The following is a 22,954-nucleotide window of genomic DNA, read 5'->3' as shown; positions in this document are numbered from 1 at the left end:
GGCAATGCGACCATACGAAGATCGATGTTTTAGTCGTGGATCAAGGGAGAATTCCTAAGTACAGGACAAAAATTGTAGAACTTGCATAAACTCGCTCATCTTTTCATTCAAGTTGAGTACAATGTGACGGAGATGATCGAAGCCATAGCGAAAGATACTTTTGGCTTTGCGACCATGCTCTTTGAGCTTGAGCGGTGTGTGTTGATGCAACCACTCTCCAACTAAGAACGCCCAGCACAAGGCTAATGAGAGCAGCGCGAGTAGCTTGCTCAATCGCTCGGCATCGGTCAGGTGGGTCGATTCCAAGCAGAAGCCACGGGTCTTGAAAATGCCGAATAGCGTTTCAATTGCCCAACGCTTGGCGTAATCGGCAATCGCAGACTTGGGAGCGCTTTGAGTGGCAACGACAAGGAGTTCGCCATCGGCTAAACGGGTTGCCGCAATGTAAACCCAATGTCCCCACAGACGACGCTTGTGCCGCAGAATCTTCGTCTGACCGATTTGCACATCAGCAAAGAGAGTCCGAACCTTGCGACTGATGCGACCATCACTAAGCTTGTGATTTTCGCGAATCCGAATGCGAAATCGGGTGAGGGGGTCTTGCAAGAGATAGCCAAACCAAGCTTTGCCGATAAACTCTCGGTCTGCGGTGAGACAGGCAACTTCGCGATCTCCAAAGCGTTCAAGAAACTGATTGAACAGTTCCATGCGTTCAGTACTGTTTGAGTTGCCTCGCTTATCGAGACAACACCAGACCAATGGAAATGCGACTCCGTCATGGACGACTCCCAGCATCAGGATGTTGAACACACAAGTGCCAAACTGCCAATCGGTTCGGTCTATCGATAGCACCCACGGTTCTGGAATTGCCATCAGGGCGACAACGGCTTGGGCGATCTCGACATAGTCCATCTCGTAGTCTCGAAAAAACCGTTGCAGTCGCTTGTAATGAGAATCTGTCTGAGTCTTGCCACTGAAGGCAGTTGAGAGTTCGCTAAAGTTGACAGTCTTGACCCGAAACAACGCAATCAGAAAGGCGGCAACAAAGCTCAATCTTGCACCGTGCCAAGCGAGGTGGGGACGCAATTTTTCTCGAAGTGCAGTAACCCGATTCATAGGGGTTTCGTGTTTTGGAATGTGGTAATTCTCATGAAATCCCGCCCCGTCAACTATTTGCAAGTTTTTGTCCCGTACTTAGATTGAATTTATACAAATAGATAGGCAGCGATATGCAGTCAACTCATTCAGCAAGTTAATTACGGGGTTTCATGCCTGATACAGATTGAGAAAAATGAGCAACGATCGTGGTCACAGTTCCTTACTTATACCCCCTTCAACCCAGGATTGGATTCAAGGTGTGCTAAGTGCCAGGGTTGTGCTGGTGATGTATGGAGACTATCAAGACTCCAGAAGTGCAGACGTTTACAAGATGATTAAAGTCATCAAACAAGAACTGAGTGCTGCTGGAGAGGAGTATTTATCCTTCATCTTCCGTCATTTCCCGCAAGCACAGATTCATCCCCAGGCTCAACGGGCCGCCCAAGCCGCCCAAGCTGCCGCTGCTCAGGGACAGTTTTGGTCGATGCATGGATACTTTATATACTCATCAACAAAAGTTAGAGAACGGTTATCTGATTGAGTACGCCAATGATTTAGGGCTTGATATTCCTCAGTTTCTCAAAGAGTTATCTAAACAAGTGCATCGCGATCGCATCAATGAAGATATCGAAAGTGGATTGCACAGTGGAGTAACGACTGCTCCAGCCCTGTTTATCAATAACATTCGATATACCGGACGCTGGAAAATAACAGACTTGATGACAGCCATAATTGCTGCAAGTTACTAAGCTCTATTTATATCTGACTTGTTTGTTAGTGCTAGTCAGCGATCAAATGCGCGATCGCTAGCTTTTGCGTGTTTTGTTGAACAAATTCCCATTTTTGAACCATGCTAACAATCACAACGTCAACAACTGAATTCAAGCACAAAGGCTTAGCGCGCACCCAATTACAACAATTACTCGACTATATTCAGACTCACCTTGACCGGGACTTGTCACTGGTTGAACTTGCAGAAGTGATCAACAGTAGCCCGACTTACTTTGCCAGTTTATTCAAACAGGCGATGGAAATTTCACCGCATCAGTATGTGATTCAACAGCGAGTGGAACGGGCGAAAACAATGTTGTCGAAAACTAATTTGGCGATCGCAGATATTGCCCTACAAGTAGGTTTCTCCAGTCAAAGCCATTTGACGCAGCACTTCAAGCGATTCACGGGAAAGACTCCCAAGCAGATCCGCTAGCACCATAAGAGTCTGAAAATTTGTCCTAGGGATCTGAAAGAAGTCGAACCTTGGAACTCATTACATTTGAAACAGAACTAAGATTGTATCTTTGTCCACAACGTCAACTAAGAATGGATCGTACAAAAATGAGTATTCAGCAATTAATCACGCCCGAAAAGCACAACTTAGGTGGGTTTAGTGTACAGCGCATCTTACCGAGTGAAACCCTAAAAATGGTTGGACCTTTCATCTTCTTTGATCACTTAGGTCCAGCTATTTTCCCGGCTGGAAAAGGTGTCGATGTTAGACCCCATCCACACATCAATTTGGCGACGGTTACCTATTTGTTTGAAGGAAGCCTTCTGCATAGAGATAGTCTAGGTACAGTACAAGAGATTTTTCCGGGCGAGGTGAACTGGATGACAGCGGGCAAAGGTATTGTTCATTCTGAGCGATCGACCGAGAGCTTTAGAGAGAAAGAATCTACTCTTCACGGCATTCAGACCTGGATTGCCCTCCCCGAAATCGCTGAAGAAGTTGAACCCAGCTTTTCACATTATCCGGCGACTGATTTACTGAGGTGGATTCAAACAGGCACCAGCGCGACCTTGATCGCCGGTAGCTACCAGTCTCACCAATCACCCGTTAAAACCTACTCTGCTACCCTTTACCTAGCGCTCGTTTTTACGGAGGGTAGTCAATTTCAGCTAGCGCCAATGGAAGGTTTAGAAAGGGCAGTTTATAGCGTCACATCCGGCCTATTCGTAAATGGAAAGCCGTTAGAGCCATATCGTCTAGCCGTTTTAGCGCCGGATGAATCAGTAGATATCCGTGCAGGGGCTGAGGCAAAAGCAGTGATTATCGGCGGGGCACCAGTGGGCGATCGCACAAAGGACTGGAACTTTGTGTCGAGCCGCTCAGCGCGTATCGAGCAGGCAAAACGAGATTGGCAAGACCGCCGCTTCCCAGCAGTTCCCGGTGAAACTGAATTTATTCCGCTCCCTGATCATTCAGATCACGGTAGTAGCGCGACCCCTCTGAGTTGACGATGCTTAGGCGTTCTTTGCTGAACGAGAGAACAGCAGCTTAACTAGGCTTTCTACTGTTTTGGATTAAGTCTATTTCATTCGCAAAACGCTTGGGAAATGATATGGAAGTTGGAATTGACAGTTTTGCCTCGGTTGGAACGAGTGAAAATGGTGAAACGGCGGATGCTACGCGGTCTGTCGCTGAACTGCTGGAGAGAATAGAGCAGGCAGATCGCTCCGGCTTAGATATCTTCGGTATCGGCGAGCATCATCGGCATGAATTTTTAGATTCGGCAAACGCGGTTATTCTCGCCGCTGCCGCCGCACGCACCGAGCGCATCCGTCTAACCAGCGCGGTTACGGTGCTGAGCGCGGCTGACCCGGTGCGTGTGTTTCAACAATTCGCCACGCTCGATTTGATTTCAAAAGGTCGTGCCGAAATGGTTGTCGGGCGCGGCTCGTTCACCGAAGCCTTTCCGCTATTCGGATTTAGTCTCGTCGTAATCGCCGAGATTTTCGCTGAAAAGCTCGAACTCTTGCTCAAAATTCGGGACAATGAAACGGTCGATTGGTCGGGCAAATTTCGCCCCGCGCTGGAAAACCAAGCAATTTATCCGCGTCCGCTGCAAAAGCCGTTTCCCATCTGGATCGGGGTCGGCGGTACGCCGCAATCTTTCCGCCGCGCCGGAATGCTTGGACTGCCGCTCGTGGTTGCCATTATCGGCGGCGAAACGCACCGCTTTCGCGCGCTCGTCGATTTATACCGCGATGCCGGAGCGCGCCGGGTACGCGCCCGAAACGTTGAAAGTTTCATTGCATTCAATCGGTTATGTCGCCGACACGACTGAACAAGCCGTTGAAGAATTTTTTCCGGGCTACGCCGAAACCTTCACTAAAATTGGCAGAGAGAGAGGCTGGCCGCCCGTTACGCGCGCCGCTTTTGACGCGCAGCGCGGCGCAACCGGCGCGTTACTGGTCGGCGGTCCCGAAGAAGTGGCGGAAAAAATCCGTCGTCACAGCGAATCGCTCGGCGGCGTTTCGAGAGTAACTTTTCAAATGGACAACGCGCAGATGAACCACGCCCAACTGATGCGCTCTATTGAACTGATTGGAATGCAAATGTCGCCACTCTTGAACGATTAAAATATGCGGCATGGTTCAACTCAAGTTCCGACAGGGTAACACTAGCTCCATACGCCTGCTAGCGACCCTAGAACAGACGTGTTTATGCAGCACTGCTTTACCAGCTCACGCTGCGTTGTATTCCTGTATGACTTCGACAGACTGACGCAGCTTTTCAGCATAAGCATCACTACGGCGATCGCCATTTAGCTCAGCGTTAGGAACATCCCGCCAATCGAATCCGGTAGGCTCAGCAGCAGCAGATGGTTTCTCCCATCAAAGCCACTTAACCCAACAGTTTAAGCGCCTGACTGGAATGACCCCAAAACAGGTTTACTAACTCGATCGCGCATAAGTCAAGGAGACGAAGATGAAGTTTAAAGCAATCAAAGGACATCAGAGAAGCGGAACGGCAGTGAAAGACGCGACTTACGTGGATGCTGCCGGGTGGGGGAAGTATCGGTGGTGGCGGTATGTTCTGGGGCTGATGATCATCCTCTTTGCATGGATGATCGCCGCCAACGTCGCGAGTGCGCTCGTCGCGATCGCCCTCGGCGGTCAGGAGGGTGCTGCGGCACTCGGTCGGCTGGATTACGCTGCGTTCGGTCCCGTGGGGGGCTTCGTCGTGTCCATGGCGGGTTTTCCGGTGTTCCTCGCGGGAATTCTCATCGCCGTCACCCTCATCCACCAGCGTCATCCCCGAACGCTCGTCACGGCGCGGGAGCAGATCAGTTGGCGGCGCGTCGGTCACGGCTTCGTGGCTGGGTTCGTGCCCTGGGTTCTGCTCGGCGGGCTGGGGCAGTACCTCCTCTATCCCAATAGTTTCTCCTTCAACTCTGACCTCAAAACGTTTGCGCTCTTCGTGCCGATCGCACTGGTCATCACCGCAATCCAGACGACCATCGAGGAGCTGTTCTTTCGCGGGTACATCGTGCAGGGTGCGAGTTTGATTTGGTCGAACCGCGTGTTTCTGGCGATCGTCTCAGCCGTGATCTTCACCCTGCCGCACGCCACCAATCCAGAGTCACAGGAGGGTGGCTGGATCGGAATGTTCGTCGGCTACTTCGTCGGCACGGGTCTGCTGTATGCGATCGTTTCATTGATCGATGGCACTACCGAGCTGGCGATCGGCGCGCACTTCGCCAACAACATTGCGTACTTTCTCTTGTTCAACTGGTCTGGAAGCTTCTTTGCCGCGCCAGCCCTGTTCAGCATCAGCGAGTACCATGCGAGATTCTACGACATCATCTCTCTCGTGCTGAATCCCATTTTCTTAGTGATCGTTTTCTGGGTGTTCAAACGCGATAAGGCATCCGAACCCGTTTCCTAGAGCGATCGGATTGGTCGTCGGTGATCTTGTCAGTTCATAAAACTACCGTCAAACGTACTGAACATTTCGTCATTACATGCCCAACCACGCCCCACTTTGGACAGAGATAGGAGTTGCAGCTCTTGCACTTCCAGCGATGCGGATTGAGATCCGCGTCACTGCAATCACGAGCTAAAACCGATAAGGACGGGCTGGGAGAGAGACTGCTCCGTTAAATCATCCACTTGAACAAAGGAGCGATTCAAATGTCAGAGAAAAATAAAGCAATCTTGGAAGAGGCAAACACGGCGATCGCTTTGTGGAGGAATGATTCTATGTCAACTTTTGTCTTAGTTCATGGCTCCTGGCATGATGGTTCTGCTTGGAAACCAGTCATTGACCAGCTAGAAGCAAAAGGACATCTAGCTTTTGCTCCCACGATCGCGGGTCATGGGAAAGGCGTAGATAAAAATGTTAACCATGCTCAATGTACGCAATCGATCGTCGATTACATTGTTGGCAAAAACTTAACCGATATTGTCCTATTAGGTCATAGTTTCGGCGATACAGTGATTGCGAAAGTTGCCGAAGCGGTTAGCGATCGCGTTAAACGGCTCATCTTCTTCGATGCCTTTGTTCTCAACGATGGAGAGAGCCTTAGAGATAACTTTCCACCGCATCTTCAAACATTACTCGACGAGCTAGTTAGAGAGTTAAACGATCGGACGGTGATGCTACCTTTTGAGATTTGGCGAGAAACGTTTCTCAACGATGCTGACCTCGATTTGGCTAAATCCAGTTACGCACAATTATCGCCTGAACCGTATCAACCGTGGATTGACAAGCTGAACTTGAAGCAGTTTTACTCGCTGTCCATCCCTAAAAGTTACCTCTACTGCACAGAAGACAACGTTCTGCCTCAAGACGAGTGGGGATGGCATCCCAAAATGTCTAGCCGCTTGGGGCAATTTCGGTTCGTGCAAATGTCCGGTAGCCATGAGGTGATGTTTTCTAACCCGGTTGGTTTAGCCGAAAAGATTATTGTGGCAGGACGGGACTAGCAACAGGATGGTTTCATCTCAAAACAAACGAGTTGCCGTTCTTTGATAAGTAGAAAAATAGCTTGAACACCGTTGAGTGACTCAATTGACAACACGCAGAGAAACAAGGAGAAATTATGGAAACTAGACAAATCACCGTCCTAGAGCGACTGCAACAAGCACAAAACGCACAAGACCTGAAAGCGCTCTTAGCCTGCTTTGCACCCAACTTTCAGGGCAATCATCCACTCCATCCTGAGCGAGGGTTCGAGGGAATGAGGATGTCCGTAAGAATTGGTCTGGCATCTCCCACGCCATCCCAGACTTTCACTCAGAGTTGCTCCGTTCGGCAGTTGAGGGGGACATGGCTTGGGCTGAGTGGTTCTGGTTCGGCACCCATCGGGATGGGACGCAGTTTGGGATGCGCGGCGTGACGATTCTTGGTATACAAGCGGATCAGATCGAGTGGGCACGTTTGTATATGGAACCTGTATCAGCCCGCTCAGGCAACAATAAAGCGTAATGCTCAACTCTACAAATTTAAGGTGGTAGATAACATGATTCAGTACAAAGATTTTGCGCCTCGGATTACTGAGCGAGGACCTTTCGGTGGAGCTGCCGAGTATGAATCCTTCTCTGAGATTGTGAGTGCGGTCAATCAGTGGATCGACATGACGACGATTCAGGTGATCAGTGTTGAAACTGTTGTTTTACCTGATCGCATCGAAGGCACCAGTGATGATGTTTATGGTTTGACGAGCAGTAATAGTTTTCATCCAGTCATGCTCTCTCAAGGCGTGACAATCAATTGCTTTCAATGCGTGCGCGTTTGGTACAGAGAATGAGTTTGATCGGAGAAACCATGAAACGATTTATTTTGTTTACTTTTCTGTATCTGGCACTGGGAGTTTGTCTGAGTGTGATCGATACCAGCAATGAGCCAGCCCAGCGAATTTTGTCGCAGCTTTATCGATTCGACTATCTGCGGTTGAGGCACCAGTATCATCGGTGTTTTGCAGGGAATGAAGATGTCTACTGCTTGGTTCGCAATACTGGAGCGAAAGCGCCATTGCTATTTGCGAGTGGAGTTCTTTATGATCCAAACATGCACCAAATTTATCAAGCAAAAGGATAGAGACTGAACCGTTCAGTAAGCTGGCGATCAGTCAAAAATGTGCATCTGTGAGGTATTCGCTGAGCGATCGCGATCCGATCAATGCAGCCGTAATTGTCTACCTGTTCAAACAAGATAGAGAAAGGTAGGGTTAGTAATAGTCTTAAGAACGGACAGATAGAGTTCGGGATAGAGTTGGATCGCTGTTTCGTCTGCGTCTTCACTAGAAATGTTTGAGAAGGTAGATGTTGAAAGGAACTGAGCAATCCGCACTCGAATGGTGTGGTGTCGAAACTATTTCACACCTAACGAGAGACCAGGCTTTTTCGCCCGTCTCCGTCTAACTTAGATGATGAAGGGTGAACTGATGGAGAATCGCTAAAAGCTCTGCCAAGTTTGAACCACAGCAATTTGATTTTGAAAATTACAAGCGAGGTCAAAGATAGAGTTTGACATAGACCAAGATCCAGAATTACGCCGATGTAGAGATCGGCTAAACATGAATCGAGTTGAACCAGTCTCAAAAGCGATTTATGCGATAAGCAAGTTCGCGCTGGTCATCGAGCCTGTCTGAACGTTTGATAACGTCGTAAGTAATTCACTGCTACTTATTGCACGAACTAAAGGACTATCGACAGTCGCACCTCGGTTTTGCAACAGTGACCGTCCAAAAGTTAGTCCACCAGAGCCAGCGATCGCTGGCTCACGATCAAATCCGGCTGCACCGACCCGCGAATCGAGATTTAGGGGCTGGTCAAGTTCTAGGAGAACGATCTCAGTGTTATCGATCGCAGGAGGACGACCCACCGAGAAAGGATAGTTGTTGTCATTGGCAACCAAGATTGTCTTTTCATCGATCACGAGCAGATCTTCGATCGTCTGAAAGGGCATTCGGTAGATAGTATCTCCGTCACCGCTTAGATCGTTCGGGTCTTGGATGTTCAATAGATTGGCAACTTCCACCTTGTCAACGAAGCCATTTGCATCTTGTTTAGAGAAGTCGAGCTTGAAGACCTTCTTGAACTGTGCGCCAGCAGCCTGACCATTATCCCGCTCAATCACAAGGTACTCATTTTCATTAACCACTGCTAAATCCCCGATCGCATTGCTGGGATTGTCTAGCTTGTAGTAGCCGAGCAAGCCGAGAAACTCACTACCTGATGAGTCAAATTCATGAATCCGCAATGTACCCGCTGGATCTCCGACGACTGTTCCTTCGAGTAAGGGATAGATGCGGCTCTTGTCGGGATTGATTGCAATGCCCTCGAAGCCCTGAGAGCGGTTGAGGTTCGCCACAATCAAGTCACCATAATAGGGCTGATTCGGATCGCTCAGGTAAGGCGTATTGAGGTTGCCGTTAGGATTTGCATACCCAGTCCCTGCTAGATAGTCGTTAACAATCACAGAACGTCCGGTACGAGAAAAGTCGGTGAAGAAGCCATCAACTCCCAAATCAATGAACTGACGATATTCCGCAGTCGGATCGCCGTTGTAGCTAGTCGGTAGAAAGAAAGGCTCGTTTCGCAGCGTGTAGACATGAACAAACAATCCAGCCTGATGAGCATCGTCGATTAGAGTTGTCGGAGTGCCTGTGATGCGATCGCCATCACTAATGATGCTATCGCCGTTCAAGTCATCCGCTTGACCATTGTTATCTCGATCGACGGTCGATAGAGGAACAATCCGCTGCTTATTGGGACCAATGCCAGCCGCATAAGTCGCAATCTCGGCTAAACCTGTTGGAGTCGATAAATCGGTGTAGGTGCGAGTGTCACCGCTAACAACAAAATCGTAAGGTCGCCCAGCACTGCCAAACAGTTGAATCAAAGGAATGTCCACATCCGCAGCAGGCATGATAGTCTCGTTGAGTGCCTTCAGATTACCGACCTCAAACGACTGAATAAAGATGCGACTTGGATCAGTGAAGCTAGTTGACTGGAGCGTATCGATTAGCAGTTGGCTTGTATTAAACCCTTGATCTAGAAAGAAGGTTGGGTGCTTCGTTTCTGGATAGATGCCGATCTTGCGTCCGGTGTCTGCTTCAACTTGCTTGACTAGCTCGATGACTTCTGCCAGCGTTGGTACTTTCAAGCCATCTTGGTCGAAAGCAGTGCTTCTAAGGGCGGGAAGACGTTCGATCGCATTCAATTGCTTCACTTCTGCGAGGGTAAAATCTTCAGCAAACCAACCGCCAACGAGATTGCCATCGAGCCGTTTCACAGTTAATCGATCGACAAATTCGGGACGCAGGTAAACATCGGTGCTGGTGTCGGTTGTGTTCAACACCGGATTGCCGTTTGCATCACGTCGGATTGTGCCATCTGCATTCAATTGCACCACACCTAACATCGGTTCGTGACGGGCAATCAATACCCCATCTTTCGTGACCACCAGATCTGGCTCAATGAAATCGGCTCCGTCAGCGATCGCTTTTTTATAAGCTGTGAGGGTATGTTCTGGACGATCGCCGCTGGCTCCCCGATGTCCCAAGACGAGCGGAGTTTGACCGTTCAGCGTGTTAAATTCAGGTTTGCTCAGAACCTCTGGATTTTGCGGAGAACGAACAAACTCGCCTGTAATCTGATCGCGAACAAGATCCCCAGTGCCAGGAAAATCAGTAAAAAAGCCATCAACTCCTAGTTGAATAAACTGGCGATATTCGAGTTCAGGATTGTTGTTATAGTTAGATGCCAAGAAGCGATCTTCGTTGCGGAAGGTGTAAGCATGGACGAATAAACCCTGCTGGTGAGCATCCCCGATTAAGCTAGACGGCTCAAGCGTAATGCGATCGGCATCGTTGATCACGCCATCATTGTTCAAATCATCGGGCTGACCATCATTGTTATTGTCTACATTTTTCACAGAGACGATCATCCGCTTCCAGGGACCAATCCCATCGGCGTAAGTTGCAATTTCTGCTAAACCTGCGGGAGTTTGCAGATCAGCATAGGTGCGAGTGTCCGCAGTGATGGTGAAATCGAACGGACGAGCATTCGCATCCTGATACAACAGAGAACCTGTTGTGTAATCTACATCAAAAGCATCGAGCAATTGCACCAAAGGAATGTCCGTTTTGGTGTTCAGTTCTTTAAGATTGCTTACTTCAAACGACTGAATAAAGACGCGGCTTGGATTGGTAAAGCCTGTACGCTCCAAGGTTTCTAACAACGGTTCTTCTAACGACAGACCGAGTTGATCATGATAGGTTGGATGCTTGGTTTCTGGGTAAATTCCAATCTTCTTGCCCGTTTCCGCTTCGACCTGCTTCACTAAGTTAATCACGTCTTCGAGCGTCGGAATCTCGAACACTTCGTTAAAAACCTGAGTGCGGTAGCTCTGAGGCATGATTGCTCTTAAAGTCTTGATTTCTTCTAGCGTGAAGTCAGAAGCGAAAAATTCGTTTTCGTAGAGGACACCATCGATCGTGCCGCTGCGCCGACGATCGGCAAATTCGGGACGGTTCGCTACATCAGTTGTTGTGCCTAGTGTTGGTTCATGACGGGCAATCAACACCCCATCTTTGGTCGAAACGAGATCAGGTTCAATGAAGTCTGCACCGCGCAGAATAGCTAATCGATAGGCTTCGATCGTGTGTTCTGGCAGTTCTCCACTCGCTCCCCGATGTCCGATGACTAGCGGTGCTTCTCCGTTGAGCGTGGGGATGTTGAAGTAGTTTGGAGTTGCCACAGGTGCGCTCAGAACTTCGCCAGTGGGATTGGTGTTAAACACAAAGGGACCAAATTCTTCTCCAAACCAGAGTGAACCATCTTTAGCTATCACAAACGCTTCGATATCGAAATCGGCTCCAGTCAGCAGGCGCTCACTGGTTTCATCATTCACAATCTCGAAGGGAATTCGACGATGCGGATCAGCGAGTTGAATCAGGTTGTCAAAGTTAATGCTAACTGTGCCATCGCCGTTTTCACCTCGAAAGTTCGGATCAACTGGATACACGCGCAACAGAAAATCAGCACTGTTGTTCTTCGCCCCGTAACCGTTGTCGGGCATAAACCAGAACGTTGTCGGAGTCGCAAATTGAACGCCACTAAATCCTTGCACAGGTTGTCCAGGAAAGAGTCCGGTGCGTCCGTTTGCCGAAATACCCTGACCCGAATCAGGACCCGGAGCAAAGGTATCAGCAGGAATCGATGCAAAGCCTTTTAGAATTGTGGTTGCCATAGTTTGGTAGATGAGCAGTGAATGTTTGTGATAGATAGGAGAAGCTTGATTACTCGTGGTGAGCGATCGCAGTCTACTTAGATGGTAAGCGGGCTACTTGTAAGCGTTGGTCGTGCATCGGAGGCACTAGCAAAGAGATCATTGCTGTTTGCTGCACGAATCAAAGCATTGTTCGATAACAGTCCACTAGAGGATGCAATGCTGGTTTTCTCGCTCGAAGCGAGTCCGCTCGTCACTTCAACGGTAAAACCAGATCGAGTTCCTACAGAGTTTGCTGTCTTGAACTGTCCGATTGCTCGATCGCCTGCAACATCAGTGACGCGGTAAAAGTAAGAAGTTTCAGGATGCAAATCAGATAGATCAACTTTGACGGGTAGATAGGGATCAGCGATCGTGGCAGTTTTTGTGCCTGCGATCGTGCTGAAGTCTGCTGAAGTGGAATATTCAAAAGTAACAGTGCCTCTAAAATTGCTGCTGGCAAGTAGTACGGTTGAATGCTGAGTTGTATCACCGCTTGCAATTCCGTTTAGTGACTCGACTTGCGGAGCGCGAGGATTAAAGCTCGTTGTATCAATCTCTAGTGGATTCGGAAAACTGTTGGCAATATTCTCCCAAGGTACGAACTTAAAGTTAGAGTTAATGTTTTCTAGTTCGCCATCATCTTCGACTAGCACAGCCGGATCGTTAGAACCATCCTGAGTGACAAACAAGCCAAAAGGAAAGTTAGCGCCAAGCGGTAGATTGATCACATCGGCTCCATCAGATTCCTGCACACTGTCGATACTGCCGTTCGCCCCAACAGCAAACCGTTCAAGGAACTGATTAAAGCCATCACGAGTGTAAACTGCGAAAGTATTGTCCCCTTGGCTAGAAGAGAGCAGATAGCCTGTTCCATTTTTGCCGTAGTAAATTGTGAGTCCTTCGACATCATCGGTTAGGTTCGCCCCACCGAGTTCCTTAACTGTATCAATCAGAATTCCGGTGTTGGCTCCATTCGGTTCGGCTTCATACTTCCAGATACCGACATTCTCCTGACCGATGTAGAGAAAACCCGTTTCTTGGTCTACGACCATGCCTTCGAGTTGGGGATCAACATCAGCGGGGGCAGGAACCGTAAAGTTGCGAACGCGATCGATTCCAATTGTGCCATTTCCTCGATCGATAAGCTTGTACTGTGCCACATCTCCGGTTTCGCGACGATTGACAAACACAAATGAATTATTGCTCACCGGACTGCGATACACAGCGATTCCGTAAGCACTACGCTCATCTGGCGAGTAAGGCGGCGCAAACGGTTCAGACTGAAACAATGTTCCAATGCTGCTATCTGTGATGTCTTCTAGATACTGACCATTGGTTGCATTCGGATTAATTTTGAAGATCGCTAACTTGTCGTTGTTCCGATCGGTTGCGATCGCAATATCAGTTTTCACTCCACCTAGCTCGAAGTTGTATTGCAGATCCACATTGTTGTAGCGGATGTTCCCCGGATTGATCGATTGCACGAGAGCGCCACCCAAGTCATACACTCGCAATCCCCCATTTTTCACCGCAGTCACAACTAAACTCTTTCCAGCATCGATCGCATTTACATAGATAGCGGGATCATCCGCATCCGACTCTTGGATTTCGTCATCAAGCAGATCGGGGCGAGTTTCCACAGTGGGCGAAACTGTCGGAACAATCTCAGCATCCAAAGCAATGATTTGAGTAAACTGAGTTGGACTGAAATTATTGTCGCTCGTCACAATGAGCGATCGACGACCATCCGGCAACCGAGGACCAAAACTAATGCCTTCAATGTTGTCAGTTCCGGTCGCAAGTTCTAAATCATCAAAGTTGAGCAGCAATCGCTTCTGGACAGGTTGAATCTGTTCTAGAAGTGCTGGGCTGAGGGTGTTGAGCGAGTCGTAAAAACTAATATCGGTTGCACCTTGGAGACCAATTTCATAGAGTTTGATCGTATTGCCTGTGTTGCCAGGAGTTCCAACTGCACCTGTGGAAAACGATCGCTCTAAAGCTAGAAACGTTCCTCGATCGTCGATCGCTAACAGATCGACTAAACCATTGGTCGCGAAACCGTTCTCTGGATTGGGCGACAAGGCAACCGGATCAGTGATGTAAAGATATTCTTTTTCAGGTTGTCCGCTGATGAGATTGTATTGCACAATCCGATTGCGGCTTCCAGTTGTTAACGAGGCAACAGAACCATCTTGCACCAAAGCATTCTCGGTCGCGGTGAACAGAAAGGTCTGATCCGGCGTAATCGTCAAGCTCTCGAATGCCAGATTGTTCCGCACCCCAGACAATTGAATTTCTCCAGCATCTAATTGCCCATTTCCATTCGTGTCTTGAATCACAGGTAGGAACTTCGCGGGAATCGGCAGGGCGCGAATTTGTTGTCCGGTTGTGAGATTGAACTCATTGACAAAGGGATTCAGCACTCGATTGGCGCTGACCTCACCTTCAGAAGAGATAAATACCGTCGCGTTTTTAGTAAAAGCAATGCCTTCTGGATCGAGCGAATTTGCTGCAAAGGGATTACCGTTCGCATCCTTTAGTTGAGTGACATTTGTAAAATTGACATTGCCGCGATCGAGTTTGCCATCTTTCAGATCGATCGTGGCAGTGTAGAAGCGGGCGTTTGAAGAGCGATCGTCAGAAATCGCATAGTATTGATTGTTTTCCGCATCGTAGACGATTCCAGAAAGTCCACCCACAGCTACCGGAGTGCCGTTAATACTGCCTGCGGCTCCAGACGGTGTAAATCCAGTGGGAAAAATGTCTTGCCCTGCGAATTCAATTTCAATCCCAGTGCTTCCGGTTGAAATTGCACCGATTTGCACATCGACAAAGACCTGCCGATGATCAGAACTGGGAAACCCATTCCATAGTGCAGGATTGAACGTTCCCACTAGCGGAAAGAGCGGAGCAGTGTCTAGCGTCCAAAATACACCTGAGTTAACGATCGACAAATCACCCGAAGGCAACACATAATCCGCCCGCAGATTTCCCGGAGAACCATCAGCAAAGTCTGCGGTATCAAAGGCGGGATTCCCGCGCTGAGTCAGGTTACTTTGCCCCTGGAGTGTTGCCTGTTGCACAGCACCGGGACTTGTCGGAATAAAATTTGTATTGATATTAGGATTTTGCAACAGTTGCAGAATTGCATTGCGATCGCCCACTCGAAACGCATCGCCATCGTAAGCTTCGGCATTTTGGTCACCCATAATCACAAAGCTAGAACCTGTCTGCAATCCTCCAGTTCTGCCTTGATCATCATAGATATAGTCACTCTGTCCCGCGCTCACATAATCTGCCCAAAAGCGAATCTCATCATAGTTCCGCTTGCCGTTCCGGTCTTCGGGTCCATCAAACACCGGAGGAGTCGGATGGCTTGCGAGAACATGAACGGTTCGACCCTCGATCAAAATCGGCACATCCCAATGACTCTTAGAAGAAAGACGTAGAATCGCCTGTTCTTCTGGTGTGTAGAACTCAGTAAGATTTTCTTTAACGGTCGTATCCGGGTTATCTACGGTCGGATCATTGGTCAGCAAGTTTCCTGGCATATCTTTCCAGAGAAACGTTTGGAACGTGCGGACATTCTCCGCGTCGATCGGGTACTTCGACAGCAACACCATGCCGAACTGTCCAGGGAAATTTCCAAATCCAAACGCATCATCCCCGTACCCTGACGCACCGACCCCATCGACGATCGTGGTTACAGCAGCACCATTATTGTTCAAGTCAAATCCGGTCGGAATTCCTGTATTAGAAGGCGCAATGTAAAAGTAGGGATAATTAACCGGAGCTGCATCACTTTGAGAAACTGATAGAAAGTTCTGCTGAAAAAGTTCGACTGCTCGTTCTGGATCAGGGGTAAAGAAATCAAATTCATTAATCAGCAGTACATCAGGGTTTGTGCGCTGAATAATCTCTGCGACTGTTTTTGCCTGCTGAATTCTCACCGCTTGCGGCGTAGATGTGCCTCGACTATCAGAAATCACAGGGTCAGAGAAATCATGAATGATTTGACCCTCTGCGGCACGATTGAGCGACGCATTGAATTGGGAAAAACGAACAGTTTCAGACATAACTTTTACAGGTGAATGACAGAACGGAGGCTTTCTTGCTGTCTAGAAGAAACGGACTGTGATCAAGTTAAGTTAGTCAAACGAGTGAATCGCGATCGATAAAGAGCGGAATCGCACAAAGCCCAAAAAGGCATAACAAACCTCAGCCCTTCTTGAAGAAAGGGTGTGAAAAATTCTCTAGAAGGTTGCTTTCTAAAACTTGCGCTCAATGGCTTGACGCTTATCCTAGAATGTACTGAGACTTACCGACAGCACTCTAACATCAACTTTCTGTGGAACTCATGTTTTCTGGATCACAGCAACACTAAATATTTGTATGTTGATTGAATGAGTTAATGAAAGCTCTGTACGATCGTATTAATCATGAAGAGAAGAATAAAGCCTCGTTTGCTGAACGCTGCAATCTTTCTCAACGAAATTGATGATTAAGCACGGCGGGGATGCTCAATATCACTGAATCCTCGGAGTCCCTTACCTTTTGGCGACCCCTTGTAGACATCTGCTTGACGAACGGCATCCGCAAACTTTAAGCCTGTTCTCGTTTCAATTTCAGCCACAGGAACTTGAAAGTGATTAAATTCTCCAACTGGTAGCCGCTCGAATGGAATGTGATCTACAAACTTCTCTTGACTCACCACATACGCACTCGAAAAGAGTTTTTTTGCTCGATCGACGACTAAAACAATCTTCCAGAAAAATTGAGGAACCTGAATTCCTCGGTGAGTCACATCATTTTGCTGAAAGATTGGACCCGTAAAGACCGTTGCCAACAGATCTTCTTGATCTGTGTTGGTGAGAATAAAGTTCTCTAACCCCTGCCACAATTCTGCCGATTGATTGAACTCGAAGTATTGAGGGGAGCAATTGGTAAAGTGAAAAGTATCACTGTTTGCAAGTCTCGCTTCACGCTCTTCACCCCAGATTGGGTCTTGCCGACGCACCAAATGTCCACGATCGAAGAAATTTCCACCTGCTTCATTGCCATAAAAGCGATTACCAAGTTGAAAATCTTCAGGAAGACGCGGATCAAAGAACCATTCATCTTTTCCGCGTTCTAATCCGACCCACTGCTTGCCATCGATATTCACCGCCGTCACAAATGCTAAACGGCGAGTTTCACACATGACGATCGAGAAGTGTGTATAGTGCAGAACATTGTCTTGCGTTCCTGCGATCGTAGCAACTGGACCAAATGCCAATGCTATTGGAGTTAATTCTGGTAAAGGAACATTCACGCCTAGAAAATTAGGATCATAGCCTTTGCGTCCTTGATAGTAGCTGAGTGGGCGAATGCTACCATCAGAGCGATTAGTTTGAGAACGCTGCTGTTTGCGCTTCTCTAAGCTCAGACCACTCTCCTGAAGGGGATCAGGGGTTGAACTGACAACGCTTTCGCGTGGCGTTGTTCCTGGAAAAACTCGAATTCCTCTAGCATCTTGCAGCAAGGCTTGAATTAAACCGGAGGCAGAACCATTCAAATCAGATTGGTCTTTGCTGATGCGATCGAGAATTCTGCTGGTGCGGACTCCCTGATTCGCTACCCATTTGATTTTATCTTCGCTCAGTTTCTCTGCGGCTTCTCTTGTGACCCATTCACCGCCTGTTAGTTGAACTTCCTCAACTCCATCTTGAGTACGGCTTTCGACCACACTTTTATGATGGACTGCAACGACCTGCCAGTTATCATTCAGCACCGGAGATCCAGACGAACCAGGAGCCGTATCGCTGGCATACCAGAGAAAATTATCTTGCAGTGCATCTTGAGCATCACCGATTTTCAGCACTTTATTTTCTCGAATTGCAATCTGCTTGGGTTGTCCATTCGGATGCTGAATCACGGTGACAAATTCTTCGGGTTCTACTTTGTGCAACGTCGGATCGAGCCTTAAAAAGCCGTAGTCGCTCAGTGCAACTTGCTGATCTTCTGATTGTTCCGCCACAGCAACTAGCGTAAAATCTAGCTCAGCGTCCGTAACGAAAGCTTCTTGAGGGCTAAGCTGAAAAGTCTTACCATCGCGAATTCTGCCATTGATATCCATCTCATAGCTAAACTGCACCGATGCACGAGTTGCTTCATCGATCGAGTGAATCACATGATGATTCGTGATCAGTAGCCGAGGAGAAACTAGAAAACCAGTCCCCCAACTGCCATTCGACCCAAAGATATCTCCGACCCAAATTCTGCACACGGCGCGAGCCGCAAGGCTCCCTTTTTGTAGATAGTTCACGGGCAGAAGATCGTTGCGTCCTAACACACGCTCTAAGTCAAAAGAAGAGACACCAGAGCCACTGGCGGCGATATTATCAACTCGTCGAGCGAAAGCCGCGATCGAATCAGTGGTGCGATCGCGGCTTTCAACTTGAGCGAACAGCGGGTTTTCGGGTGAGGTTGGCTTCTGACTACGCAGGGCTTTGAGTTTGTCAAGAAACTGATCGTTGTAGGTTACGGTTTTGAGGGACATTGAAAAATTAGCTCCATTGCTTGTAGAGTTTCGCCTCAAACATAAATTTCCAAACTCTAAACAACCTGACTTCGTTGTGACAGTAGTTTCACTGTTTACGGGTAACAGAAGCTGAGGTTTGTTGTTCGGTGTTAGATTGATGTTTTTGCAACTGGCGTTCTAGTCGTTGGCGATCGACTTCTGTAGCGGGTACAAGGCGCTCTAGAAATCGAACAATCAATGGCAAAAAGCCAATCACGGCAACTACACCAAAGATATTGAACATCATTTGAGCATTGGCAATTTGTCGTCCAACATCTGCACCAGAAATCGCTAGGGTGAGTTGAGCCAATTGAGGAGCTAACAGAATGCCAATTGTAGCACTGACAAGATTGAAGAGCAAGTGAAACACACCTGTCCGTAGCGCATAGCTTCCGCGTCCGATTGTTGCAATCAGTGTATCTGCACAGGTTCCCACTTCTGCCCCCAGCATTAACGCAATGCCAGCAGGTAAAGCAATCAAGCCCGAACTCGCCAGCGTTACCACGATCGCGACGGTTGCTGAGGACGATTGCACAATCACGGTGAAGATGGCACCTACCAATGCTCCCAGTATTGGAGTCGTTCCTAACTGCTTCATCAGGCTCAGAAAGGGCGGGTAGTCTCGAAACGGCTCCATCGCGGCATCGATCGCTTCTAAACCATAAAACATCAAGCCAAATCCTAACAAAATAATACCGATCGTCTTCTGCCGCGCCGTTCGACCCAGAAATAGTACCAACAATCCCGCAAACATCAAAATAGGCACATAGAGTTCAATGTTGAGTGAAATAATCTGTGCGCCCACAGCAGTTCCAATGTTCGACCCCAGTACAACGCCGAGTGATTGAACAAAGGTCAGAATTCCTGCACTCACCATCGCGATCACAAGAATGATTGTGACCGACGAGGATTCTAAAAACGTTGTCGCTACAATTCCCGTGGCAACCCCAGCAAATCGATTGGTGGTAAATTTGCTCAATAAGTTTTTCATGCGTTCTTCACCCACGTCCTCCAGTCCTTCAGCTAGGCGTGTTACTCCGTAGATGAATAGCACTAATCCTGCAACTGCACCCATTGCGATTTTGAAGAAATCAACTACCTCAGCCTCTTGCTCTTCGGGCGTTAAAGGTCCAGGCTGTGCAAGATTTGTTGATTCAGACTTGGGTTGCTCTTGTGCAACTGCCGACGAGAGCACAGGTAATGGATTTAGAAATGGAACGTGGTCGGTGAATAAGGGCGGAAAAATCAGTAGAGTTAACGTTACTAGAGCAATACTCAAATAGTTGAACAGTTTTCGATTCAATCGCTTCAGAAGAAACATGACTATTTCTCACACTTTCAATAATTATGCAAGCAGAAAACGAGTAAACATAAACTAAGCGAGCGAATACGAATAGAATATTGAGTAAGACGATACTTGATCTCTTCTAAAAGATACATCTCATAATTCCTTTCTAGACAGAAACCTAAATTTATTTTCTATTTAGCCTGCCTTAATCTAATTGAATTCTACAAGAAAGGCTTCTAAACATAGCTTTACCTTTTCTATTAGAAATTTACACTCATACAACTGAATCGCCTAATGGCTCTTCAGCTCTCACTTTGAGCGGTATTCGATTTATACTCTTAACAAGCTCCATCTTGAAAGATAATCACTACTTAAACTAGCTCATCCTTCCTCTTAACTTTGACAGCTTACGAATTAAAACAGCACAGATTCTTGCAGCTAAATTGCTTCTGAAACATCAATATTTCAGCAATTCACTTCAAGACTTTGCTTTTTATTTCTTTATTTCATTCACCGGATTGGTTAGGTATGGCAAAGAATGTAATCCTTATGATTGGGGATGGTATGGGTTGGGAAATGGCTCGTGCTGCTTCAATTTATCAGCAGATTCAGCAGGGCAATCGAGGCAACACGCTAGATGATTTCTATACTTCTGGTTATGGCAGCAGCCTAAATTTTCAAAACCTTGAAAATAAAACCCTAGCCACAACGTATGGCACGACGATCGCAGATCAAAGAGGAACCTTCAGCACCGGAAACTCCGCCCTGCTGAACAACAATGAGCTAGGAGCCACCCTATTCCCCTCAATCAATTCTCCGACAGCATCGAACCCCCTTCGTCCTGGCTTTGAGTTTGACCCAACTTTCAATCCCGGAACAACCGCAACAGGTGGAGCAAGAATAAATCAGGGAGCAGTAGGAAATTTAGTCGGTTATGATCCCAGGCGAGGCGGTGCAGTTCCCTGGGACGCGGCTTATTATGGTGGCGAACTGCCTGTGGGTTTTGAGCGTGAATACATCAAGTACAGCTATCCCGACTCTGCTAATACCGCCACAACGCTATACACCGGAGTCAAGAGCTACAACAATGCGATCGCGGTTGACATCTACGAGCAACCCCTCGAAACTCTGCTTGTAACGGCTGCACAAAACAACAAGTCCACTGGATTAGTTAGCTCGGTTCCGATTGACCATGCGACACCAGGAGCCGCCGCTGCTACAGTTAATCGACGGGCAAAATACGATAGTGAATTTCCTGACATCGATAGCATCCTGCAACAGGAACTCCGAATCTATCAGCCCACAGTTTTGTTAGGTGGTGGACACCCACTCTCGAACACGCGCGATCCATTACCGGACGGAGTAGAGCCGCCCAATACGTTTGAGTTCATCACTGATGACACTTATCAGTATCTGAGAGATAATCCAACCGCTAACCGCTATGGTTATACCTTTCTAGAACGGGGAGAAAATGCGGCTGGAACTCTTGCCGATACAGCCACCAATCTTGATCCCAATGCAGGCGATCGCTTGTTGGGACTGTATGGTGCAAGAGGGCAAAACGGCAACCTACCAGTTAGCACTGCTAACGGGGACTACAGCAGAACCGGGTTGGATATGTTCAGCGTCTTTACGACACAAGGGCTAAATCCTGATACAAAACGACCGTTATTGCCGGGTGAAACGGACTTTGAATTTATTTCTCGTGAAGTCAACGAGAATCCAACGCTACAACAGTTATCGAAAGCAGCGCTTGACGTTCTGGGCAAGGACGAGGACGGCTTCTGGTTGATGATTGAGGGTGGTGACATTGATTGGGCTGCTCATGATAACAACATCGATAATCTCATTGGAACCGTCATCGATTTTGACAAAGCCGTTGGCTCGGTTGTGGAGTGGATTAACGCTAATGGAGGATGGGAGGAGAACTTGCTGATTGTGACTGCCGATCACGATCATTACTTCACGCTGAATCCGAACTATCCATCTTTACTACAAACAATCAGTGCCAAAGCTTTAACTGACATTGATGATCCCGCGATCGCTGGTAATTTCTGGGGATCTGATCCAAAAGTGAAATATGGCTGGGGCAATCACTCAAATCGTCCGGTTCCGGTTTATTACGAAGGAGCGGGTTCTGAGGCGTTGTCTAGCTTTATCGGGCAGGGCTATGAAAGCTATGGATTTGAGATTGCTGGATTGCCGGGTGTTGTGGATCAAAGCCAACTCTATAAAACCATGCTGACTGCAATCACTGGATCAACCGATCGTCCTTTAGCCAGCGGCACAATCTTTGGCGAAGAAGGCGATGATCTGATTTACGCAGATGTCACAGACGATACTATCTTTGCTGAAGAGGGAACGAACTACATCTATGCCAATCGTGGAAACAATACAGTTTATTCTGGCGCTGGCAATGACCTGATTTATGCAAGCTTTGGCGATGATTCAATCTATGCTGGCGAAGGCAATAACAGCGTTTTTGCGGGTGCTGGGCGCAACACAGTGTTTGCGGGTGCGGGTGATGATTACATTAGTACAGGAACGGGAGATGATCTGATTTATGCGGGAGATGGAGCGAACATCATTCAGTCAAGTTTAGGTAACGATACGATTATCAGCGGTTCTGGTAATAGCGTGATCGATAGCGGAACGGGCGACGATCGCGTTTTTGTCAATGGCGGAAACAATCGATTCGTGCTGAATGCTGGAGCAGGTTCGGTCACTATTTATGGTTTCACACCAGACTCAGTGTTTAATCGAGGCATTGGATTGTCTGCTTCGGGTAGTAATCCGGCTCCTGGGCTGAGCTTCAGTGTGAACAATGGAGATACGTTGGTGAATCTAGGGGACGACTTGCTGGCAACTCTCAAAGGTGTGCAGTTGAATGAATTGCCGATTGCCTAAATCTGCGATCGTCTTTCCCACTCTCTAAGATTTTTCAATTGTTCTCAAAGCTAACCTCTAAGGGAGCTAATAAACTGTTTTCCTTAGAGGTCAAACTTGC

General features: G+C 47.8%; 17 protein-coding genes and 1 pseudogene. 13 read left to right on the top strand and 5 right to left on the bottom strand.

What is annotated here, in order from left to right; translation table 11 throughout:
* Positions 1–54: 54 nt before the first annotated feature.
* On the bottom strand, positions 55–1,116 hold the full coding sequence (locus NIES2104_RS29890; RefSeq protein ID WP_059002385.1) for an IS4 family transposase: 1,062 nt from the start codon (positions 1,114–1,116) through the stop codon (positions 55–57).
* Between the two features lie 175 nt (positions 1,117–1,291).
* Between NIES2104_RS29890 and NIES2104_RS33890 the strand changes: the two genes are divergently transcribed.
* The 12 genes and pseudogenes from NIES2104_RS33890 to NIES2104_RS29850 all read left to right on the top strand — a co-directional run bounded on the left by NIES2104_RS33890 (position 1,292) and on the right by NIES2104_RS29850 (position 7,921).
* On the top strand, positions 1,292–1,639 hold the full coding sequence (locus NIES2104_RS33890) for a thioredoxin domain-containing protein (protein WP_370561232.1): 348 nt from the start codon (positions 1,292–1,294) through the stop codon (positions 1,637–1,639).
* Positions 1,587–1,847 carry a hypothetical protein gene (locus NIES2104_RS33695; protein ID WP_263971085.1) on the top strand — a complete coding sequence of 87 codons (261 nt, stop codon included), beginning with the start codon at positions 1,587–1,589 and terminating at the stop codon, positions 1,845–1,847. Before NIES2104_RS33890 ends, NIES2104_RS33695 begins: the two co-directional genes overlap by 53 nt.
* 101 nt (positions 1,848–1,948) lie before the next feature.
* Positions 1,949–2,305, top strand: a complete 357-nt coding sequence (locus tag NIES2104_RS29880) for a helix-turn-helix domain-containing protein (protein ID WP_059002622.1) — start codon at positions 1,949–1,951, stop codon at positions 2,303–2,305.
* Between the two features lie 113 nt (positions 2,306–2,418).
* The gene (locus NIES2104_RS29875; protein ID WP_263971084.1) at positions 2,419–3,333 is read left to right on the top strand and encodes a pirin family protein; all 915 of its coding nucleotides are present in this window, start codon (positions 2,419–2,421) and stop codon (positions 3,331–3,333) included.
* Between the two features lie 104 nt (positions 3,334–3,437).
* Complete coding sequence (locus tag NIES2104_RS29870) at positions 3,438–4,163, top strand: LLM class flavin-dependent oxidoreductase (RefSeq protein WP_202815250.1); 726 nt, start codon at positions 3,438–3,440, stop codon at positions 4,161–4,163.
* Positions 4,117–4,458: a hypothetical protein gene (locus tag NIES2104_RS33690; RefSeq protein ID WP_202815249.1), complete on the top strand. Its 342-nt coding sequence runs from the start codon at positions 4,117–4,119 to the stop codon at positions 4,456–4,458. Before NIES2104_RS29870 ends, NIES2104_RS33690 begins: the two co-directional genes overlap by 47 nt.
* A 247-nt stretch (positions 4,459–4,705) precedes the next feature.
* Positions 4,706–4,777: pseudogene (locus NIES2104_RS33885) on the top strand (AraC family transcriptional regulator); the annotation flags it as partial.
* Between the two features lie 30 nt (positions 4,778–4,807).
* Positions 4,808–5,767 carry a CPBP family intramembrane glutamic endopeptidase gene (locus NIES2104_RS29865; RefSeq protein WP_059002621.1) on the top strand — a complete coding sequence of 320 codons (960 nt, stop codon included), beginning with the start codon at positions 4,808–4,810 and terminating at the stop codon, positions 5,765–5,767.
* 245 nt (positions 5,768–6,012) lie between these two features.
* A complete protein-coding gene (locus NIES2104_RS29860) occupies positions 6,013–6,807 on the top strand; it encodes an alpha/beta fold hydrolase (RefSeq protein WP_263971083.1) in 795 nt (264 codons plus the stop codon).
* A gap of 283 nt (positions 6,808–7,090) precedes the next feature.
* A complete protein-coding gene (locus NIES2104_RS33880; RefSeq protein ID WP_202815255.1) occupies positions 7,091–7,309 on the top strand; it encodes a nuclear transport factor 2 family protein in 219 nt (72 codons plus the stop codon).
* Between the two features lie 34 nt (positions 7,310–7,343).
* Positions 7,344–7,631, top strand: coding sequence for a hypothetical protein (locus tag NIES2104_RS29855; protein WP_059002620.1), 288 nt, complete (start codon positions 7,344–7,346; stop codon positions 7,629–7,631).
* A gap of 17 nt (positions 7,632–7,648) precedes the next feature.
* On the top strand, positions 7,649–7,921 hold the full coding sequence (locus tag NIES2104_RS29850) for a hypothetical protein (RefSeq protein WP_192843688.1): 273 nt from the start codon (positions 7,649–7,651) through the stop codon (positions 7,919–7,921).
* 510 nt (positions 7,922–8,431) lie between these two features.
* On the opposite strand, the gene NIES2104_RS29845 is transcribed toward NIES2104_RS29850, so the two are convergent.
* The 4 genes from NIES2104_RS29845 to NIES2104_RS29830 all read right to left on the bottom strand — a co-directional run bounded on the left by NIES2104_RS29845 (position 8,432) and on the right by NIES2104_RS29830 (position 19,980).
* Positions 8,432–12,079: a glycerophosphodiester phosphodiesterase family protein gene (locus NIES2104_RS29845; RefSeq protein WP_082690193.1), complete on the bottom strand. Its 3,648-nt coding sequence runs from the start codon at positions 12,077–12,079 to the stop codon at positions 8,432–8,434.
* 77 nt (positions 12,080–12,156) lie between these two features.
* A complete protein-coding gene (locus NIES2104_RS29840; protein ID WP_072218279.1) occupies positions 12,157–16,176 on the bottom strand; it encodes a phytase in 4,020 nt (1,339 codons plus the stop codon).
* Between the two features lie 425 nt (positions 16,177–16,601).
* Positions 16,602–18,638, bottom strand: a complete 2,037-nt coding sequence (locus tag NIES2104_RS29835; RefSeq protein ID WP_059002618.1) for a DNA/RNA non-specific endonuclease — start codon at positions 18,636–18,638, stop codon at positions 16,602–16,604.
* Positions 18,639–18,726: 88 nt separating this feature from the next.
* A complete protein-coding gene (locus tag NIES2104_RS29830; protein WP_082690192.1) occupies positions 18,727–19,980 on the bottom strand; it encodes a Na/Pi cotransporter family protein in 1,254 nt (417 codons plus the stop codon).
* A gap of 495 nt (positions 19,981–20,475) precedes the next feature.
* Here NIES2104_RS29830 and NIES2104_RS29825 point away from each other — a divergent pair, with 495 nt between their 5' ends.
* Positions 20,476–22,854 (top strand): alkaline phosphatase, encoded by a 2,379-nt coding sequence (locus NIES2104_RS29825; protein ID WP_082690191.1) that lies wholly within the window; start codon positions 20,476–20,478, stop codon positions 22,852–22,854.
* Positions 22,855–22,954 lie beyond the last annotated feature (100 nt).

It is taken from the genome of Leptolyngbya sp. NIES-2104 (assembly GCF_001485215.1).
Lineage (GTDB): Bacteria > Cyanobacteriota > Cyanobacteriia > Leptolyngbyales > Leptolyngbyaceae > Leptolyngbya.
Note: the sequence above shows the minus strand (reverse complement) of the source record. Positions and strands in the feature narration are given on the sequence as shown.

What these genes read in the sequence shown, in the direction of transcription:
- NIES2104_RS29890 (WP_059002385.1), bottom strand. Translation starts at nt 1,116, where the DNA reads ATGAATCGGGTTACTGCACTTCGAGAAAAATTGCGTCCCCACCTCGCT.
- NIES2104_RS33890 (WP_370561232.1), top strand. Translation starts at nt 1,292, where the DNA reads ATGAGCAACGATCGTGGTCACAGTTCCTTACTTATACCCCCTTCAACC.
- NIES2104_RS33695 (WP_263971085.1), top strand. Translation starts at nt 1,587, where the DNA reads ATGGATACTTTATATACTCATCAACAAAAGTTAGAGAACGGTTATCTG.
- NIES2104_RS29880 (WP_059002622.1), top strand. Translation starts at nt 1,949, where the DNA reads ATGCTAACAATCACAACGTCAACAACTGAATTCAAGCACAAAGGCTTA.
- NIES2104_RS29875 (WP_263971084.1), top strand. Translation starts at nt 2,419, where the DNA reads ATGGATCGTACAAAAATGAGTATTCAGCAATTAATCACGCCCGAAAAG.
- NIES2104_RS29870 (WP_202815250.1), top strand. Translation starts at nt 3,438, where the DNA reads ATGGAAGTTGGAATTGACAGTTTTGCCTCGGTTGGAACGAGTGAAAAT.
- NIES2104_RS29865 (WP_059002621.1), top strand. Translation starts at nt 4,808, where the DNA reads ATGAAGTTTAAAGCAATCAAAGGACATCAGAGAAGCGGAACGGCAGTG.
- NIES2104_RS29860 (WP_263971083.1), top strand. Translation starts at nt 6,013, where the DNA reads ATGTCAGAGAAAAATAAAGCAATCTTGGAAGAGGCAAACACGGCGATC.
- NIES2104_RS29855 (WP_059002620.1), top strand. Translation starts at nt 7,344, where the DNA reads ATGATTCAGTACAAAGATTTTGCGCCTCGGATTACTGAGCGAGGACCT.
- NIES2104_RS29850 (WP_192843688.1), top strand. Translation starts at nt 7,649, where the DNA reads ATGAAACGATTTATTTTGTTTACTTTTCTGTATCTGGCACTGGGAGTT.
- NIES2104_RS29845 (WP_082690193.1), bottom strand. Translation starts at nt 12,079, where the DNA reads ATGGCAACCACAATTCTAAAAGGCTTTGCATCGATTCCTGCTGATACC.
- NIES2104_RS29840 (WP_072218279.1), bottom strand. Translation starts at nt 16,176, where the DNA reads ATGTCTGAAACTGTTCGTTTTTCCCAATTCAATGCGTCGCTCAATCGT.
- NIES2104_RS29835 (WP_059002618.1), bottom strand. Translation starts at nt 18,638, where the DNA reads ATGTCCCTCAAAACCGTAACCTACAACGATCAGTTTCTTGACAAACTC.
- NIES2104_RS29830 (WP_082690192.1), bottom strand. Translation starts at nt 19,980, where the DNA reads ATGTTTCTTCTGAAGCGATTGAATCGAAAACTGTTCAACTATTTGAGT.
- NIES2104_RS29825 (WP_082690191.1), top strand. Translation starts at nt 20,476, where the DNA reads ATGGCAAAGAATGTAATCCTTATGATTGGGGATGGTATGGGTTGGGAA.